This window comes from Desulfosediminicola flagellatus, assembly GCF_005116655.2.
In the GTDB taxonomy this organism is placed as follows: domain Bacteria; phylum Desulfobacterota; class Desulfobulbia; order Desulfobulbales; family Desulfocapsaceae; genus Desulfopila; species Desulfopila flagellata.
This window is the reverse complement of record NZ_CP050698.1, coordinates 3,826,751-3,842,832: the sequence shown is the minus strand read 5'-3', so window position 1 is coordinate 3,842,832 and position 16,082 is coordinate 3,826,751. Positions and strand designations below refer to the sequence as shown.

At 41.5% G+C, this 16,082-nt stretch carries 18 protein-coding genes and 1 tRNA gene; 14 read left to right on the top strand and 5 right to left on the bottom strand.

Going from position 1 to position 16,082, the window contains the following annotated elements; translation table 11 throughout:
* Positions 1–10: 10 nt before the first annotated feature.
* Positions 11–87 (top strand) — tRNA-Arg (locus FCL46_RS15875).
* 307 nt (positions 88–394) lie between these two features.
* Here the strand turns inward: FCL46_RS15875 and FCL46_RS15870 are convergent.
* Positions 395–682, bottom strand: coding sequence for a hypothetical protein (locus tag FCL46_RS15870; RefSeq protein WP_136806651.1), 288 nt, complete (start codon positions 680–682; stop codon positions 395–397).
* A 394-nt stretch (positions 683–1,076) separates the two neighbouring features.
* Here FCL46_RS15870 and FCL46_RS15865 point away from each other — a divergent pair, with 394 nt between their 5' ends.
* The 10 genes from FCL46_RS15865 to FCL46_RS15820 all read left to right on the top strand — a co-directional run bounded on the left by FCL46_RS15865 (position 1,077) and on the right by FCL46_RS15820 (position 8,159).
* Positions 1,077–1,262, top strand: a complete 186-nt coding sequence (locus FCL46_RS15865; protein WP_228723232.1) for a hypothetical protein — start codon at positions 1,077–1,079, stop codon at positions 1,260–1,262.
* A 173-nt stretch (positions 1,263–1,435) separates the two neighbouring features.
* Positions 1,436–1,966, top strand: coding sequence for a DUF3833 domain-containing protein (locus FCL46_RS15860; protein WP_136806652.1), 531 nt, complete (start codon positions 1,436–1,438; stop codon positions 1,964–1,966).
* A gap of 13 nt (positions 1,967–1,979) precedes the next feature.
* The gene (locus tag FCL46_RS15855) at positions 1,980–2,507 is read left to right on the top strand and encodes a chalcone isomerase family protein (protein ID WP_136806653.1); all 528 of its coding nucleotides are present in this window, start codon (positions 1,980–1,982) and stop codon (positions 2,505–2,507) included.
* A gap of 422 nt (positions 2,508–2,929) precedes the next feature.
* Positions 2,930–3,346, top strand: coding sequence for a nuclear transport factor 2 family protein (locus FCL46_RS15850; RefSeq protein ID WP_136806654.1), 417 nt, complete (start codon positions 2,930–2,932; stop codon positions 3,344–3,346).
* Entirely contained in the window at positions 3,343–4,074 is a 732-nt protein-coding gene (locus FCL46_RS15845) for an SDR family NAD(P)-dependent oxidoreductase (protein WP_136806655.1), read from the top strand. The genes FCL46_RS15850 and FCL46_RS15845 overlap by 4 nt, the downstream gene beginning before the upstream one ends.
* Entirely contained in the window at positions 4,058–5,305 is a 1,248-nt protein-coding gene (locus FCL46_RS15840) for an NAD(P)/FAD-dependent oxidoreductase (RefSeq protein WP_136806656.1), read from the top strand. Before FCL46_RS15845 ends, FCL46_RS15840 begins: the two co-directional genes overlap by 17 nt.
* The gene (locus FCL46_RS15835) at positions 5,302–6,039 is read left to right on the top strand and encodes a DUF1365 domain-containing protein (protein WP_136806657.1); all 738 of its coding nucleotides are present in this window, start codon (positions 5,302–5,304) and stop codon (positions 6,037–6,039) included. The genes FCL46_RS15840 and FCL46_RS15835 overlap by 4 nt, the downstream gene beginning before the upstream one ends.
* Positions 6,036–7,292 carry an SAM-dependent methyltransferase gene (locus FCL46_RS15830; protein ID WP_136806658.1) on the top strand — a complete coding sequence of 419 codons (1,257 nt, stop codon included), beginning with the start codon at positions 6,036–6,038 and terminating at the stop codon, positions 7,290–7,292. The genes FCL46_RS15835 and FCL46_RS15830 overlap by 4 nt, the downstream gene beginning before the upstream one ends.
* Entirely contained in the window at positions 7,289–7,777 is a 489-nt protein-coding gene (locus FCL46_RS15825) for a DUF2878 domain-containing protein (protein WP_136806659.1), read from the top strand. The genes FCL46_RS15830 and FCL46_RS15825 overlap by 4 nt, the downstream gene beginning before the upstream one ends.
* A gap of 196 nt (positions 7,778–7,973) precedes the next feature.
* Positions 7,974–8,159, top strand: coding sequence for a hypothetical protein (locus FCL46_RS15820; protein ID WP_136806660.1), 186 nt, complete (start codon positions 7,974–7,976; stop codon positions 8,157–8,159).
* Between the two features lie 124 nt (positions 8,160–8,283).
* Here the strand turns inward: FCL46_RS15820 and FCL46_RS15815 are convergent, their stop codons facing one another.
* Positions 8,284–8,520 carry a type 2 periplasmic-binding domain-containing protein gene (locus FCL46_RS15815; RefSeq protein ID WP_136806661.1) on the bottom strand — a complete coding sequence of 79 codons (237 nt, stop codon included), beginning with the start codon at positions 8,518–8,520 and terminating at the stop codon, positions 8,284–8,286.
* Positions 8,521–8,763: 243 nt separating this feature from the next.
* Between FCL46_RS15815 and FCL46_RS15810 the strand changes: the two genes are divergently transcribed.
* The gene (locus FCL46_RS15810; RefSeq protein ID WP_136806662.1) at positions 8,764–9,207 is read left to right on the top strand and encodes a hypothetical protein; all 444 of its coding nucleotides are present in this window, start codon (positions 8,764–8,766) and stop codon (positions 9,205–9,207) included.
* Positions 9,208–9,275: 68 nt separating this feature from the next.
* Entirely contained in the window at positions 9,276–9,743 is a 468-nt protein-coding gene (locus FCL46_RS15805) for a PcfJ domain-containing protein (RefSeq protein WP_136806663.1), read from the top strand.
* A gap of 159 nt (positions 9,744–9,902) precedes the next feature.
* Here FCL46_RS15805 and FCL46_RS15800 read toward each other — a convergent pair whose 3' ends face one another.
* The 3 genes from FCL46_RS15800 to FCL46_RS15790 all read right to left on the bottom strand — a co-directional run bounded on the left by FCL46_RS15800 (position 9,903) and on the right by FCL46_RS15790 (position 13,085).
* The gene (locus tag FCL46_RS15800) at positions 9,903–10,202 is read right to left on the bottom strand and encodes a hypothetical protein (RefSeq protein WP_136806664.1); all 300 of its coding nucleotides are present in this window, start codon (positions 10,200–10,202) and stop codon (positions 9,903–9,905) included.
* Between the two features lie 160 nt (positions 10,203–10,362).
* Positions 10,363–12,510 carry an acetyl-CoA hydrolase/transferase C-terminal domain-containing protein gene (locus FCL46_RS15795; RefSeq protein ID WP_228723231.1) on the bottom strand — a complete coding sequence of 716 codons (2,148 nt, stop codon included), beginning with the start codon at positions 12,508–12,510 and terminating at the stop codon, positions 10,363–10,365.
* 107 nt (positions 12,511–12,617) lie between these two features.
* Positions 12,618–13,085: a hypothetical protein gene (locus tag FCL46_RS15790; protein ID WP_136806665.1), complete on the bottom strand. Its 468-nt coding sequence runs from the start codon at positions 13,083–13,085 to the stop codon at positions 12,618–12,620.
* 1,287 nt (positions 13,086–14,372) lie between these two features.
* On the opposite strand from FCL46_RS15790, the gene FCL46_RS15785 reads away from it, so the two are divergent.
* On the top strand, positions 14,373–16,058 hold the full coding sequence (locus FCL46_RS15785) for a PAS domain S-box protein (protein WP_136806666.1): 1,686 nt from the start codon (positions 14,373–14,375) through the stop codon (positions 16,056–16,058).
* The last annotated feature ends 24 nt before the right edge of the window (positions 16,059–16,082 follow it).

Here is a 16,082-nt window from a genome sequence, read left to right as displayed (position 1 = left end):
CACTTCTGAAGCACCAGTAGCTCAGCTGGATAGAGTACCTGACTACGAATCAGGGGGTCGGGCGTTCGAATCGCTCCTGGTGTACCAGCTTTAAAAAAGGGATTACGTTAATTTAACGTGATCCCTTTTTTTGTTTTGTGGTTTGAGATAACTCAGCCAATTCTGCACTACAGTCATCGCATTATCCACCACCCTTTGTAATCTCAAGAAAAAGAGAGATTGACAACTACTTGCTCATACCCAATACTTGTCTGCAATTGTTTCCAGTGCCAGTGTCTTCAGCATATTCACAAAAGTTGTGCTTCATAATTACTCCGAAATACCCAGGGCTTTCGGCCTAGAGAACATACTGTTCATCTAGCATCTAACCCCAGAAAACGCCTATTCTCTAAGATCATTTTGATGGTCTGTGTCTCAGCGATGTTGATATGGTCATATCGTGTGGCGATTTTCCAGCTGGCTTATGGACGTATTTGATGATTTCTATTTCGTGTGAGACGGTAATCATAAGGTATCTGTTGCGAAAAGCAGAAAACAGGAATGTATTGATTACGATGTCATCGAAAAAACTTTCATTGTTAAGCGCATTAAAGAGTTTACCACTTAAGATCGATTTAAGATTCAGGGGCATGTGGGTTTGCTTGAACTTACAGGTCTCAATAAGCTTGGTAAAGGGTTTCATATCAATTTGACCCAGCTGAGTGCGTATCGCGTATTCCTTCATAATATCTATCATTTCACTAAGCAGATATAGGATATCTCACTGATCCATTATAAAAATCCCCAAATCGTACGCCGGGTGGGTGATCTACATGTCTGGGTGCAGATGATCTGGGATAAATGGCTTTGAGAGTATGACTCAGGTTTTGAGTACTTGAGGCTGATGGTAATCAATACTAGTATTAGCTAGTATTATATACTCATACTATACCTATTGAAGATGTGTTGTTGGTGTCTATAGTATAAACATGACAGCAAGGCAGGTAGCCAGCTGAAAAGCAAAATACAGTTTTCCAGGTTTGTAGCATGATCAACTTCGAAAACAGATATAGATAAAAAACACAACGGAGATTGCTATGAGTATGCGCGGACAAATCATTTCCAAAGAATATCAGAGAATGGAATGGGTACAGGATAAAGACGGAAAAGAGTTTGCCTGTTACCATGATGACGTAAAAGGATTTGATTCTAAAGAAGGACTCACCGAAGATCAAAAGAAGCGATGTCTGGATGTAAGTCAGGTTGCTGGTGACACCTGGTAAAGCAAGACAGAAGCTGCTATCTTGAATACATACAGCCTCTGATGCATTCCAGCAACAGAGGCTGTATTGTTTGAGCTTCAAGAGGAATCTAGTCTACGTAATATTTTAATAGTTATTTGCTTCTTTAATTTTCTCCAACCTTTTCAAAAGTACCTGCATCTCAGGAGGCTTTAATGAAATTTTTTCTTTCAATTATTACTGTTTTTCTTCTCACTGGATGTTCGACAGTGGATGTGAGGGACTATCGTGACAACGTGCCGGCATTCAATATATTTGAATACTTTCAGGGGGGAACTACAGGTTGGGGGATAGTGCAGGACAGAAAAGGAAAACTTTTGCGACAATTTGTAGTGAAAATCGACGGTAACATTTCAGAGAGCGGTGAGCTTATACTCGATGAAGATTTCGTCTGGAGCGATGGTGAAATCCAAAAGAGGATCTGGACTATATCCAGTGATGGCGAACACATCTTAAGCGGAACAGCTGACGACGTTGTCGGAAAGGCATCTGGAGAATCATACGGTAACGCACTCAATTGGAAGTATTACCTGGATGTAAAGGTTGATGATTCAACATACACCCTGTATCTCGATGACTGGATGTTTTTACAGCCGGACAATATACTGATTAACAAGACTGCGATGAGTAAGTTTGGTTTTCATGTAGGAGATATCACCATTGTGTTTAACAAAACAAAGCAGTAAACGGGGTAGATAAATGAAAAGAGTATTAATGGCAGTTATCTTTCTTTTTGTCTCTTCAGGCTTCTCAATGGCTGAGATTGGAGAGATGCAGTTGCGGGGCAAAGGTATAGTTAAATATCTTGGATTTATAAAGGTGTACGATGCATCACTCTATACAAAAAATGCAGGCGACACACAAAATATTCTCTCTCCGGAAATATCGAAATGCTTACGGCTTGATTACAATGTTTCTTTAACCCCTGAGAACTTTATCGAGGGTGCCAATACCATCTTAAAACGGCAGCATACACCAACGACTCTCAATACTATCCAAAAAGAAATTAACATATTCCACAAAGCTTATAGATCTGTTGAGGAGGGTGACAATTATCAACTCTGTTATGAAGGTGATAGTGCGGTGACAACTCTACTCCTCAATCAGAAAGAACTGGTTTCAATAGAATCAGCAGATTTTGGTAATATTTATATGGGGATATGGCTTGGTCCACAGGAACCTATTGATGAGCGCCTGCGGGATAACTTGCTCTATGGTTATAACTAATTTCAATTCGAAAACAACCATTTGTGCAATCTCAGTGGTACGCTTAAAATTTTTATCCTCAGAATATCAAATATGTGCCTGCGGTAAAAATCCCAAGCGTGCCTTGATCTTGAGCCAAATGCTACGTTTCAGGGTGAATACTACCTGGTCAGAATAATAGATTAAAAACGTAAATTTCGAAAATATTCATTAAGGACCCAGGGGGAAATGATTCTGGCAAAAGATAGGAGTCTGGCGGATTATGCATTTTCTGCGGATTCTTCGCTTACCAACCCATATTTGCGTTATTTTCATAAAATCAATGCTCGCAGGTAAGCGTAGACTCCTATATCAGCTAAATGGCTGTGCCTGATTTTTTAAAATCGCCTTGCTCTGTGAAACAATCGCTATAACACGACATACTCTCAGGGGACAACAGAATCATGGATGCATTTCTAGAAACATATAAGAAACTCAATGCTCAACATCTTAATCTTCTTGATGATATATACAGTTCTGAGATACACTTTATAGATCCAGTGCATGAACTGAGAGGGTTGACTCAATTGCACAAATATTTTGAGAATCTCTATGCCAATATACATCACATTCAATTTGAATTTTCGCATCCTCAGTGGATGGAAAAAGAGGGGTATGTGCAATGGCTAATGACTTTTGCACATCCCAGGATACATGCGGGACAACGTGTCACTGTTCCCGGAACGTCATTTCTGAAATTTGACAGTGCAAACAAAGTCTATTTTCATAGAGATTATTTTGACATTGGTGCCATGCTCTATCAACACCTTCCGATTATCGGCCCTGTGGTGAAAATGATTAACAGGAGATTAGCTCAATGAGAATTCTTATTACTGGTGCGACCTCAGGGATTGGCAAACAGCTTGCTCTTGATTACCTGGCTGAAGGACATGAAGTTTGGACTATCGGCCGTAATCAACAGGTTCTTGATGAATTGGCTGAATTGGGTTTTAACGCTGTGAAAATTGACTTATCAAATAGAGCAGAAGCCTTGGAATGGTTTAACACTCTGACGTCAATTGATCTGGCTATTCTCAATGCCGGAACCTGCGAATATATAGATTATCCTGATTTCGATAGCGCATTGATTCAGCGGGTGATGCGGGCAAATGTTGAATCGATGGCCATTTCTATCGAGGGAATTTTACCTGCTCTGCGAAAAGGTATTAATCCTCACCTTGTTGGAGTTGGTTCTTCAGCAGCATATGTTCCCTTACCGCGAGCTGAAGCATATGGTGCATCTAAAGCAGCGGTCGAATATCTGATCAATACTCTGAGACTTGCTCTATTTCGTGAAAATATAGCTGTGAGTCTTGTTTGTCCCGGATTTGTGAAAACCCCGCTCACCGACAAAAATGATTTTCCGATGCCTTTTCAAGTAAGCGTGCAGGAGGCAAGCCGTGCTATTCGAAAAGGGATCGCCAAAAGGAAACCTGAGATTCATTTTCCCAGGCGCTTCACTTATTTATTAAAAATTCTCTCACTGTTACCCCATTCGCTGTGGACCCATGTGGCCCAAAGGATGATGAGAAATGGTCAAAAACCATAGAAAGATTGCTATAATCGGTACGGGTATTTCAGGATTGACATGTGGATATAAACTGGCTGACGACCATGATATTACGCTCTATGAAGCTGCTGATTATATAGGGGGGCATACGCATACTGTCGATGCTGCAAGAGATGATGAAGAGGCACGAATCGATACTGGATTTATTGTTTTCAATGACCATACCTATCCAAACTTCATACAGCTGTTAAATGAATTAAAGGTAGCATATCAACCGACTGAAATGAGTTTTTCAGTTCGGAACGATGAGATTGATCTGGAGTATAACGGTAATACCTTCAGCTCCCTTTTTGCCCAAAAGTCTAACTATTTTCGCCCGAAATTCTGGGGCATGCTGCGGGATATCGTTCGGTTTAATAAAGATGTTCGGAAAGAGTCGTCCAGTTCGCCTGACCTGACAATAGGGCAATACCTGGCTCGGGAAAAGTACGGATCACTTTTTAAGGACAATTATCTGCTGCCGATGATTTCTGCTATCTGGTCAATGGGGCTTGAAAGCTGTCGTGATTTTCCCCTTCATTTCTTTGTTCGCTTCTTTGATAATCACGGCTTGCTTAATGTAGTGAACCGGCCGCAATGGCACACTATTGAAGGTGGATCAAGCAGTTATATCGAACCATTGACCGCAAAGTTCAAAGATAGGATAGTATTAAGTAATCCAGTGAAAAGGGTGGAACGGTTGGCTGAGGGTGTACGTGTTACGACCGCAGAAAATGAGGAAATGTATGATGATGTGATTTTTGCCTGTCATGGAGATCAGGCGTTACAGATCCTGAGTGAGCCATCAAACGATGAGCAGCGAGTACTACAGGAATTCAGTTTTTCAGATAATCTGGTGGTGCTCCATACTGACACCTCACATCTGCCTGTCAGAAAAAAGGCGTGGGCGAGCTGGAATTACAGGATGATTGATGCGGCAAGAGAGCAGACTATTCTCACGTACAATATGAATATCCTACAACAATTACAAAAAAAACATACCTATCTTGTTACGCTCAATCAGGAAATTGACAGTAAACATGTCATCAATGAATACCGATATATGCATCCGATTTACACACCAGCCATGGTTCGTGCACAGGAGCAATGGCAGCAGATATCAGGTGTCAATCACATTCACTATTGCGGGGCTTACTGGTTCAATGGGTTTCATGAAGACGGTGTTCGCAGCGGTTTACGGGTAAGTGAAATGCTTGAGGTCGCCCTATGAAATCAGCCATCTATGTTGGTCATATTGCTCACAGCAGGTTTATTCCGAAGAATCATAGTTTTAAATACCCATTCTTTATGTGGTTTTTAGATCTGGACAGGATTGAGGATATACAAAGCCTGGGCAGATGGTTTTCAACGACCAGGTGGGCCATAAGCCAGTATAGACGTACAGACTATCTTGGTGATGAACAAACATCCCATGCTGATGCTGTCAGGCAGAGGATGGAAGAACTGACAGGGCATCGGGTGAGCGGTAAGGTGTTCGGTTTGATGAACATGTGTACCCTCGGCCTCTATTTTAGCCCTGTAAATTTTTATTATGGTTTTGATGATTCTGGGGAAATGTCTCATTTTCTGGCTGAGGTTTCAAATATTCCCTGGAATGAGCGCCATCATTACGGGCACTATGTAGGCAATCATCATAACACCCCGACCCACCCGAAAGCGTTTCGTGTATCACCATTTAATCCGATTGATCAAACTTATACATGGATCATTGAACCACCGGATGAGGCAATTTCGATAAATCTTGGTGTTCATGATGAGCGGGGACATATTTTCGAGGCAAGTCTTCGACTGAAACGAGAACCGTTGTCTCTGCAGACAGTGCGAAGGCAAATTTTCAAAAAACCAGTGATGACAGCATTTGTAGTTGCTGGAATTTATTGGCAGGCGATGAAGATTTATTTGAAGAAAATTCCATATATTGCGTATGAAAAGGAGAGAGCATGAACTGTGCAGCTACCAGTGAAAAACATGTTGTAACCAAACCTCTTTCCAGAATGGACAAATGGGCCAAGGCTCTTGTGACGCAGTTAATCGCCAAGGTTCGCTATGGGGAGATTACCCTGCAGGACGGCAGCGATGTTCAGGTCTTTGGCAACGACCCTAACCTCTCAGCTCATATTCACGTGAAAGACCCTGTATTCTACAATAAGGTGCTTTTCGGCGGTTCGATAGGTGCAGGGGAGGCATACATAGATAAAATGTGGGAGGTTGATGACCTCACAGCTCTCGTTCGTATAATGGTGCTGAATATGGAACTGCTTGACAGGATGGAGCAGGGATTTGCCTGGCTTTTGCACCCTTTTCGCCTGCTCAACCATAAACTGAATCGTAACAGTGCTTCAGGCTCCAAACGTAATATCCTTTCCCATTATGACTTGGGGAACGAGATGTATAAGAGTTTTCTTGATCCGACCATGATGTATTCAGCGGCAAGATATCAGGATGAAAACAGCAGCCTTGAAGAAGCATCACTCCATAAGCTTGAGACAATATGTAAAAAGCTTGATCTGCAGCCAACGGATAGAGTTATCGAAATTGGTGCAGGCTGGTGTGGGTTTGCCATGTATGCCGCAGAAAATTACGGTTGTCATATAACGACAACAACAATCTCAGAGGCCCAGTACCTAGAGGGTAAAGCACGAATTGAAGCGGCAGGCTTAACAGATAAAATCACCCTCATACAAAAGGATTACAGGGAGCTGACAGGGACATTTGACAAACTTGTCAGTATAGAAATGATTGAAGCAGTAGGTCATGAATACCTTCCCGGTTTTTTTGAGAAATGCAATGAACTCTTGAAGGAAGATGGCAAGATGCTGCTACAGGCAATCACTATCAAGGATCAGAAGTATAAACAATATGTGACAGGTGTAGATTTTATTCAGCGACATATTTTCCCGGGTGGGTGTATACCGTCCAATAACCGCATGCTGGATTTAATGACAAGAAAAACTGATATGGTGGTCCGCCATCTTGAAGATTTTGGTTTTGATTATGCCCGCACGATTCAGGACTGGAGGCTTCGATTCAATCAGGCTTTTCCGTCATTGAAGAAGTATGGCTATGATGAAAAATTTCACCGTTTATGGAATTTTTACCTTTGTTACTGTGAGGGTGGATTTCTTGAACGTGCAATAAGTGTTGTGCATGTGGTAGCTACACGTCCAGCTAATCGTAATGCTACTACTATATCATGAATATTTTCCTGAACTTCACCATTTATCAAATAGGCTGGTTCCTCGCTGTATTCAAAGAAAACACAGGGGCAGCAATTGCACTGCCTCTATTGGTTGTACATCTGTATTTCTCAAAGCATAAAAAAGCTGATCTTAAGATGATGGGATTGTTGTTGTTCGCTGGGCTTATTATTGACGGCACACTCCATGCCATTGGTTGTCTGCAGTTCAATGTGCTGGCTTTTCCCATTCCTCTCTGGCTGGCAATTATCTGGCTATTGCTTGCAACGCTGCCGCACCATAGTTTGAACTGGCTTAAAGGACGACCGGTTCTATCATCAGTATTTGGTGCTATTGGAGGTCCTCTTGCGTATTGGGCAGGTGTTAGAGTTGGTGCTGCGGGTTTTGGCTGGGATACAATCTGGGCGTTAGCCGTTATTTCTCTGATATGGGCAGTTCTCTGGCCGCTCGTAATGCATTTTGCAAATCGTGTTCTGCCAAAATGACATGAAAGGGAATGATAGCATTCGCTAGTATTTTACTAGTTATCTGTACTCATTGTGTCAAAGGCAATTGTGTCTATATTATAAACATGACAGCAGGGCAAACAGCTTGCTGAACAGTGAGTGAAATGAAAACGGGGTGAATTGACTCCCCTCGCTTCTTATTAGAATAGCTTAAAATACACGATTGGAGATAAATATGAGTATGCGCGGACAAATTATTTCAGGCGAATATCAGAAAATGGAATTTGTACAGGATAAAGATGGTAAAGAATACGCCTGTTATCATAAAGATGTGGAGAATTTTGACGAGAAGAAGGGCCTCAGCCTAAAGCAGAAAGAGCATTGTCTCGACACCAGTCAGGTAGTAGGTGACACCTGGTAAACCTTCTTAGTTTCAGCATAGATCGTTCAATCCCCGATTACGGAAATCGTAATCGGGGATTTTTTTATGCACATCTGACGTTTTAGTATAACGCAGCACCTCATCAACACACTGATTCAACTTTTCAGGAAAGTTCATCCCTGATTATCCAATAATTATTGTGTACCGCTAAATCGATTATTTCATCTCCTAAGCCCACTTCACGCATAATCCATCGATATTCACGAAGTTTATCAATTGGGTAGCTCTTGGCTTCGGCGAATTCCTTATCAGAAGGAATTACAACATGTTCTTCCGGACCTATGAATTCGCTCTCAAGCATTGTGTTTGAAACTTCACCCCTCCAGAATAAACTTTGCAACCAAGCTGCTGTTACGGTTTACCAAGTATCGCTTTATCAGCGGGCGCTGTCATAAGCACCATGTTGATGGGCTTGTATTGAAGTAGTGCTTAAGCAACAGGGGCTTTTTTCGTTTCCATATATTTTAAAGAAAAATGAAAAAAAATATCAGGGTAGTCACTATATGATAACCCTCCTATGGCATAGTCATGTGTAAAGGCTGGTACAGGACAGCGTGCTTAACACTTCTGAGGAGGTATTCAAATGAATTTCGAAAAAACTGAAAAGCTATTTCAAAAGTATCCGGACCTGTTTAACCAGGATTCACTGGTATATGGCTTTGAATGCCAGGATGGCTGGTTCGATATACTTACAAATTTCGCTGAACAGATCCGTCATTATCGCAGTGATCGGGTTTGTGTAACCAAATTTGAGATTATTCAGGTCAAACAAAAGATGGGAGCATTACGTATTTACGCCAATGGTTGTGATGCTGTCATTCGGAGTTTGATTGAAGAGGCAGAAGAACAATCTCAATCTGTTTGCGAGTTAGATGGTGAACCGGCTATCGGATTGTTCGTATGTGCGCCTGAGTGGTATCGCCACCTCTGTGAAAGATGCGCTGGTCTGCATGGTTGTATGACAATGGAAGATTATCACCAGGGATGCGTGGAAAGAACGATTGAACAGCAAAACCTCTACATATAACACATTTTCGTCCCGAAATGAGTTAGAGCTTTCACACTTGAGTTTCACCCATCAGCAGGAGAAAAAACATGTTATTACAAGCCAGAGTAAATGAACTGAATAGACTTTTTACAGATGACTTGGCAAATGGAACCGAAAAAAAGATAACAGGGAAGTGGGATTGCAAATTACCTGAAACAATTATCGGTGATTATTTTATCATTCCTTTGACTTCTTCTAAATTACTCAAGTCTGAAGCATATTGGATGAGTAACTGCTGTAGCAGTTATACTCGTTCCTGTGCCGACCTTGAATACTGTATTTTCTCAATTCGAAGTAGATCAGGTGAACGTTTGGCAACTCTTGGCCTCATCAGTGACCAGGGATATTGGCATTTTGACCAATGTTATGGACCGGCAAACTCTGAGGTGCTGGAAGAATCGCTTGAAACCATTGATGATGAGGGGGGGCCGCACACAGAATACTGGGCGACAGAGCTTTATTATATTGCCCATGAAGTTGTCAGGCTGATGAATTCTGAAGGAGATTGTCATTAAGAAACAGTGCAAATACTATATTGTTACGAGACCATCTCTTTTAGTAGAACACAAGAGATATGAAAAGCCCCATTAGCGTAAGCTCAATTGGGGCTTTCTGCGTTGGATTTAGAATAAGATTGGCGTGGTCAAGTAAAAGTGGATACTTCCAAGTATTTTTCATTCTGAGGCGAAACTTCTCGCACCCTTAAGATGTTCAAGACCTATGACCCGATTTTTGAGGTTGGCAAAAGTTTGAGTGCTTATCATCAATTCAGCGGTGAAATCCTTTAAGCATTCTTCGCACATGCCAACCACGTCCAGCTCAGTAAGGTTTTGAAAATTATGGGCACATTCGAAGCAAAGGGCATCCTGATTTTCGCTGAAGATTGCAGTGTCAGCACTTCTTTCTGCCACATGTCTACAGACAATCCATACGGAAACGTCTCCGTGTTTTTTGCATTTTTCTTTTTCAGTCATAACAAGCCTTACTTAACAGTTCGGTATATCGCTATCAGCCATAAAAAAGACTTCTGATTATTCTACTACGCTACCTTGGCCGGAATAACAACCAACGCACTATCTCATTGTTGTTGTGATTGTAATATTTTGATAATGCGGCAAAATATTTCCTGAGATGTTATATTTTTCCGTGAGCCCTCATGGCCGAGAGTACAACTTTCCGCATTATCTTTTCTTTACCTGTCGTAGGCTTATCGAGTCTCATTCGTTCCAGGTATGGTTTTGCACGAGGAGGAATGGGTCTGAACAGTTCTGCAACAAGACCCTTAATAATTGCTGGTTTTTTCTTTGTCGCCAAGGCCTTAAGTGAGCCGCCTATGGCTATTTCTTCAGTTGTAAAATCTGTTCCGAATGGGAAAGGTGCTAAGTGACCGTCAGCTTGAAAAGGTTTAAGTAACGCTTCGAGTTTCTCTGGAAAATTCTCTCTATACTCAGGAGCAAGTTCAAAATCTGGAGCCAGTTTTCCATGAAGTTTTGCTTCCTTAATCAGATCATCCTGAAATCGTGAATCCGTTACTTTCAGTATTTCTTCAATGATTTTCGAATCCGGTTTCCCTCTGACATCAGCAATACCATATTCTGTTACAATTATATCCCTGAGGTGCTTCGGAATCGACGTGTGACCGTAGGAATACACAATGTTGGACTTGACTTTTTTACAGGTATTTCTAGTGCTTCGAATCATCATCACAAGTCTGCCGTCGGGAAGTGCGTGGGCCATTGAGACAAAGTTATATTGCCCCCCGATACCGCTTACGACCCGTCCGCATTCAAGTGTGTCTGAGGTGATGGCACCGAAAACATCTACCATCATCCCGGCGTTGACAAAGCGACCGTCTTTTCTCTGTAGTGTACGAAGTTCCTCATTGCCATAAAGCTGATTGACTTTTTCCACACCTGACATCCCAAACTGCATTCGCTCCTCTTCGCTCATGGAGTTAAGAGCTTTATAAAAGGCGCGTGGACCGATAAAGAACGCACCAAGTATTACCTGGCCGAGCTTGAGTTTGCTTCCTAAAAGAGTCTTTACCGCCTCAACATTTTCCGGACGGTTAAAATCGGCAGAGATCCTGATGTTTCCATCGACAATGTAGCCGTTTTCGAATTTCAGCCCCTCTTTGAGAATGCCGTATTTACACAGCATTTTGAAATGTTTTTCTTTTAATACCGAATGAATACCATCGACTTCCATAAGGAGTTCTATAATGTCGGCAGGTATTTTGTCGGCAGCAAGTTTCCCTGCATTCACCAGTTTCATAATCGGTATGCTGTCATACACTTTCCGCTTCAATACACCGCTCTTGTAAAGCTGGAAAAAGGCGTCGACAAACATCTCGGATGAGCCGTAAAGACCCTGTTCAAATTTGTCGGTTCCTCCTATCTTCTCGATCAAATCCGAATATTTGTCGACTATGCCAGTCGCCTTCAATACCCTGTTGTATTCTTCATTCTCGTTCTGTCTCATGCTTAAGCCTGCGGCAATGGCATCGCCAAGAGCACCGATCCCGACCTGAAGAGTTCCACCGTCTTTCACCAACGTGCTGACATGAAGACCGATTGCATGGTCTTTAAGGCTTACAGAGTCTTTAGGCGGACCGAACAAGGGGTAGTTGAATTCAGGCCCATGGAGAAGCATGTCATACTGGTCCCCGGTAAGCACCGCGTCTCCGTACATGAAAGGTAACTCGGTGTTCACTTCGCCGATGATCGCGACCTTTGCGCCTTGGGCTCTCATCTTATGCAGTTCTCTTATAGCCTCGATGCAAATATCGGTATTGCAACCCATGGAGTACATCGTCTTTCCATCTATTTCACGGCATGAGATAAGCTGGCCAAAAACATTGCAACCGAAATCCATCGCATCCCGTATCACGTGGGTATAATTCGAATTCAGGTGGTTTCTCTGAGCGGCTGGTGTCTCCATGTAGCCGCCGGCTTTGTTGAAAAACTCATAAATCTCTACATTTTTCGGGAGCTTTCCTGTACGGAAGTCATGCATGTAATCAAATTCAGGTGTCCCGTTGAATATTCGGTCGACTAGAGGGCCCATAAATCTTTTTTCAATTTCGCTTTTGATTCTTGGCCGTTCCAGGGCGAGGGCAGTGACGATGTTAAGTTTAATCGTCGAGTCTTCTTTTGCCCTTCTGTACAGTTCATTGATAAATAAAATAGGCTTACCTAGGGCGAGGGTCATAGCAAAACTGATCTCGTTCCCCATGTAATTTAAGACATCGTCAACACTTTTCTCCACGTCACTGTAAATCACACCTGTCTTTCCGTTCATCATTCACCCGTAAAACGTAGTTTAATTGATAGGTGACCCGACTGATCTATGGGTTAATTCATTCTTAGGCTGCGTAATATCTTTTATAACTATTCATGTAAGACCAGATAATTCCCTGTTTCCAGGAGCTGTAAATGTTTAGCAGCGTTCCATATGCAATAAGCGGGGAGGCTGGTAGATAAGCGCAGAATTTCGATAGGCATAGACTTCAATGCCTTCGAATGCAAAGCGACCCGATCATGGCCAGGTAAGCGTAGACTCCAGATGGAATGCTCCTGAGTAGTTACTGATTTTTCTTGATTGAGCTGAGGAGAAAAGGAGGGCGCCTGTTCTCTACGGTCAGGTTTTTGACTCAAAATGAGTATTGCTTGTAGAGCTGTGTTCGTTTGACAAACCCGATAGTAGGCAAATCTGCATGCTGCATCATGAAGATGTGCTCGAGAAAGCTGGTCGGCACCTGTAGAGGCAGCTGAACGTAGGTTTTCCTTGCTGAAATCCATAATGAGGCCCTTATTGGTTAAGAGATCATTTTGAAAATTGAATTCGACATCAATCATTTAGATTATGATCTCATATCAACATTGATGTTTACGTAAACATCAATGCTACTAACTAATAAAATGCTATTTTGTCAAGATATACAGTGTATAAGTGGCGCAACAAAATTAGAGTTACGTTAACGTTAGTTGGCATTTTTTACCATTACGTGCAGAAAACACGTGGTATCATTTTGATTTCTCACTCGATTTATGCCGAGAATATGGATTCTTTTTAACCAATGTAGAAGTCTGTCGAACTTATGAGATCGTCCACAAGACATTGGGACATCGATGATAAAATTTTGCAGTAGATTGTTTCCTGAGTCGGATAGCCTCCTATACGTTGTCTGTGAATGACCTCTCCCAAACTCTTCGTGATTTTGATAAAAAGTGACACTGTTGCAGATTCGATTTGATAATTCTTACTATCTACTTCGAAGATAAACATAATGTGAAATACATTAATTGTGTTGGAGCAAATAAAAGTCACCCAAGGTCCATGCAACAAAGAGATTCATAACAGTATTACTACACATGGAATTCCAGTTGGCTCAGGGGCAATTTCATAGAAGCAGGAAAAAGTAAATGATGGTACGATAGATTGATAAAAACTATTTTAAATCAAAGCATTAAGAATATATATTCTCCAGTTACCTTGATTGACCAACGTTTAATCAACTTCTTGCTTCAACTTTGGCAAGATTTTGACAATATCATAATACCCAGCAATTGAAGTTGATCAGGTCTATACCTCATACTAGTGTCCTGTCATGCATCAGATGTCTAATTCTGCTCGCCCTTTTCACTTCCTGACTTCGTTACTCCTTCTGTTACATAGCGCTGCTATGCTCAATCAGTCGTGTCTTGCAGGAAGAGAAAAAGCTTCGCATTATTACGACATTTGACACATGACATGACACTAGAGAAAAACTTGAAGAAACCTATAACAACCAGAAAATGTGCAGAACTGACAAAATGCAGTATAATTCCGGCGATTCTGGACTTGGGAGACTGCCCGAGAATGCCTTTTCTCCCCAATTCTTCGTCATTTCGATAATAACAATGCTGGAAATATCATATATATGTCTCCGCTTGGTATTATCAAAATGTCTCGATTTGAGATGAACTATCTATTATCGGACAGTCTCCTGGCTGATCTATATTAAAAGAAAGTTTTAAAGGAAACCTCATGGTAGAAGAAAGCTATGAGACTCTTCCTGCTTAGGCTCGCTGGCCAGAAGTTAGCTTGCTAATTTTCGAATATATTCTGAATCGCATGAAAAGGATTGAATTGGGAAAGCCGCAATGATCGAGAGGTTACTAGAGCAACTTGAGGACTCATCTATACCGCTATCGGATACGTGGGAATGCTATAATCAGGATTATGAGGACGATAGTAAACGTCTAATTTCCAGACAAAGATTAAACGTAGCTACTCTACAGATAATCAATGGACTCAAAAAAATTACTCCACGTGATTATAATGACGACTACCAGGTATGGAACCACGCCCTTTCTGAGGAAATCTCAAATTTTACCAAGGTTGCTGCCGCCTATAACGTCGAAGGCATCAGCCAAGTCGAATTCATATACAACATTAAAAAAATATGGTCTTTTTTAGTCGATTGCAGTGACAAACTTGTAGCCAGCGACACTTCTAAAAGAAGTCTATCAAGAGCTTTAGGCAAAATTGGTGATTGCATCGAACTTGAGGTCTTAAAATCGTGGCATACTGTAGAGTCTCACGATGTTACCTCAGAAGAAAAACGCAGTAGTAAAATTCTGGCAAAAGAGAAAGCAACATATAAGAGCATTTTTGACTCTACTTCCAATTTGGTAATAATAACTGACGGTAAAGGCTGTATCACAGAGATTAATCCCGAAGCAAAAATCCGATTCTCAGGTCAAAAAATTATTGATTGTCCATGTTGGACAGTTTTAGGTCTTCCTTGCAGTAATATCGAGCAATTGTTTTCGTATACTCAGGCAGATACGAATCAGGAATTCATTCTTCCACTTTCAGGAGTTAACCAATATTTTAACTTGCAGGTAAAATCTTTATCATGCATGGACTCTCCTGCTGAAGGAGCTTTGTTAATATTAAGTGATATCACTTACATGGTCGACAACCGGAACGATTTGGAATATCGGGTGGTAGAAAAGAACCGTGATTTATCGAGATCACAGGTGATTATTGACACAATCTTTCAATCAGTAGGGCAGGGCATACTCCTTCTTGATAATGATCTAGAGGTCGTAGAAGCCAATATGATGGCAAGTGAGATGTTCGGTATTCCTTTAGAGGTCTTGGTTGGCACTTCTTTTCAAGTGTTGACCGATGAAAGCGGCCTGAAGATGATGGCTCATTCTCGTGATACAATCACTGATGGAGAAATTCGTAGTTTAGAGTTGGCGGGAAGCTATGTAGATGGTCGGCAGTTTCCGTGTATGATAACTATTGCTTTTATGGACCTGGATGATCAAGAATTCTGGCCAATTATTGTCTCGGACATTTCCAAACAGAAAGAATTAGAAACACGACTGGTTAGACAAAGGCAGAATGCTGAAGAAATGAATGTGACATTACGTAATGTACTTGCAACGATTGAAGAGCAGAGAAAAGAGGTTGAATACGGGATTTCTTCACGCATCCGATCATCGATTTTGCCTGGAATAGCGAAAGTTGCGAATGAGAAAGATGAAGATATCCGCTCAAGTTACTTAACCCTTGTTCAAGATCAGCTGACTTCCCTGACAACAGGCTTTGATTGTCCTCTGGATAGCAATTTATTGAAGCTGAGCAAAACGGAGCTTCGCATATGTCAATTCATCAAGGCAGGTTTAAGCGGTAAGGAGATTGGTAACACTATGAACCTAGCATTTGAAACTATCCAGTCTCATCGGAAAAATATCAGGAAAAAGCTCGGTTTGCGTGGTCAGGATATCAATCTTTATGCTTTTCTTGCAGAAAAAAACATTGACTCCAAATAACAAAAAAAAGATACACTGGATTTA

What these genes read in the sequence shown, in the direction of transcription:
- FCL46_RS15800 (WP_136806664.1), bottom strand. Translation starts at nt 10,202, where the DNA reads ATGACTGAAAAAGAAAAATGCAAAAAACACGGAGACGTTTCCGTATGG.
- FCL46_RS15785 (WP_136806666.1), top strand. Translation starts at nt 14,373, where the DNA reads ATGATCGAGAGGTTACTAGAGCAACTTGAGGACTCATCTATACCGCTA.
- FCL46_RS15850 (WP_136806654.1), top strand. Translation starts at nt 2,930, where the DNA reads ATGGATGCATTTCTAGAAACATATAAGAAACTCAATGCTCAACATCTT.
- FCL46_RS15830 (WP_136806658.1), top strand. Translation starts at nt 6,036, where the DNA reads ATGAACTGTGCAGCTACCAGTGAAAAACATGTTGTAACCAAACCTCTT.
- FCL46_RS15805 (WP_136806663.1), top strand. Translation starts at nt 9,276, where the DNA reads ATGTTATTACAAGCCAGAGTAAATGAACTGAATAGACTTTTTACAGAT.
- FCL46_RS15860 (WP_136806652.1), top strand. Translation starts at nt 1,436, where the DNA reads ATGAAATTTTTTCTTTCAATTATTACTGTTTTTCTTCTCACTGGATGT.
- FCL46_RS15790 (WP_136806665.1), bottom strand. Translation starts at nt 13,085, where the DNA reads ATGATTGATGTCGAATTCAATTTTCAAAATGATCTCTTAACCAATAAG.
- FCL46_RS15820 (WP_136806660.1), top strand. Translation starts at nt 7,974, where the DNA reads ATGAGTATGCGCGGACAAATTATTTCAGGCGAATATCAGAAAATGGAA.
- FCL46_RS15865 (WP_228723232.1), top strand. Translation starts at nt 1,077, where the DNA reads ATGAGTATGCGCGGACAAATCATTTCCAAAGAATATCAGAGAATGGAA.
- FCL46_RS15845 (WP_136806655.1), top strand. Translation starts at nt 3,343, where the DNA reads ATGAGAATTCTTATTACTGGTGCGACCTCAGGGATTGGCAAACAGCTT.
- FCL46_RS15855 (WP_136806653.1), top strand. Translation starts at nt 1,980, where the DNA reads ATGAAAAGAGTATTAATGGCAGTTATCTTTCTTTTTGTCTCTTCAGGC.
- FCL46_RS15870 (WP_136806651.1), bottom strand. Translation starts at nt 682, where the DNA reads ATGAAACCCTTTACCAAGCTTATTGAGACCTGTAAGTTCAAGCAAACC.
- FCL46_RS15835 (WP_136806657.1), top strand. Translation starts at nt 5,302, where the DNA reads ATGAAATCAGCCATCTATGTTGGTCATATTGCTCACAGCAGGTTTATT.
- FCL46_RS15840 (WP_136806656.1), top strand. Translation starts at nt 4,058, where the DNA reads ATGGTCAAAAACCATAGAAAGATTGCTATAATCGGTACGGGTATTTCA.
- FCL46_RS15810 (WP_136806662.1), top strand. Translation starts at nt 8,764, where the DNA reads ATGAATTTCGAAAAAACTGAAAAGCTATTTCAAAAGTATCCGGACCTG.
- FCL46_RS15825 (WP_136806659.1), top strand. Translation starts at nt 7,289, where the DNA reads ATGAATATTTTCCTGAACTTCACCATTTATCAAATAGGCTGGTTCCTC.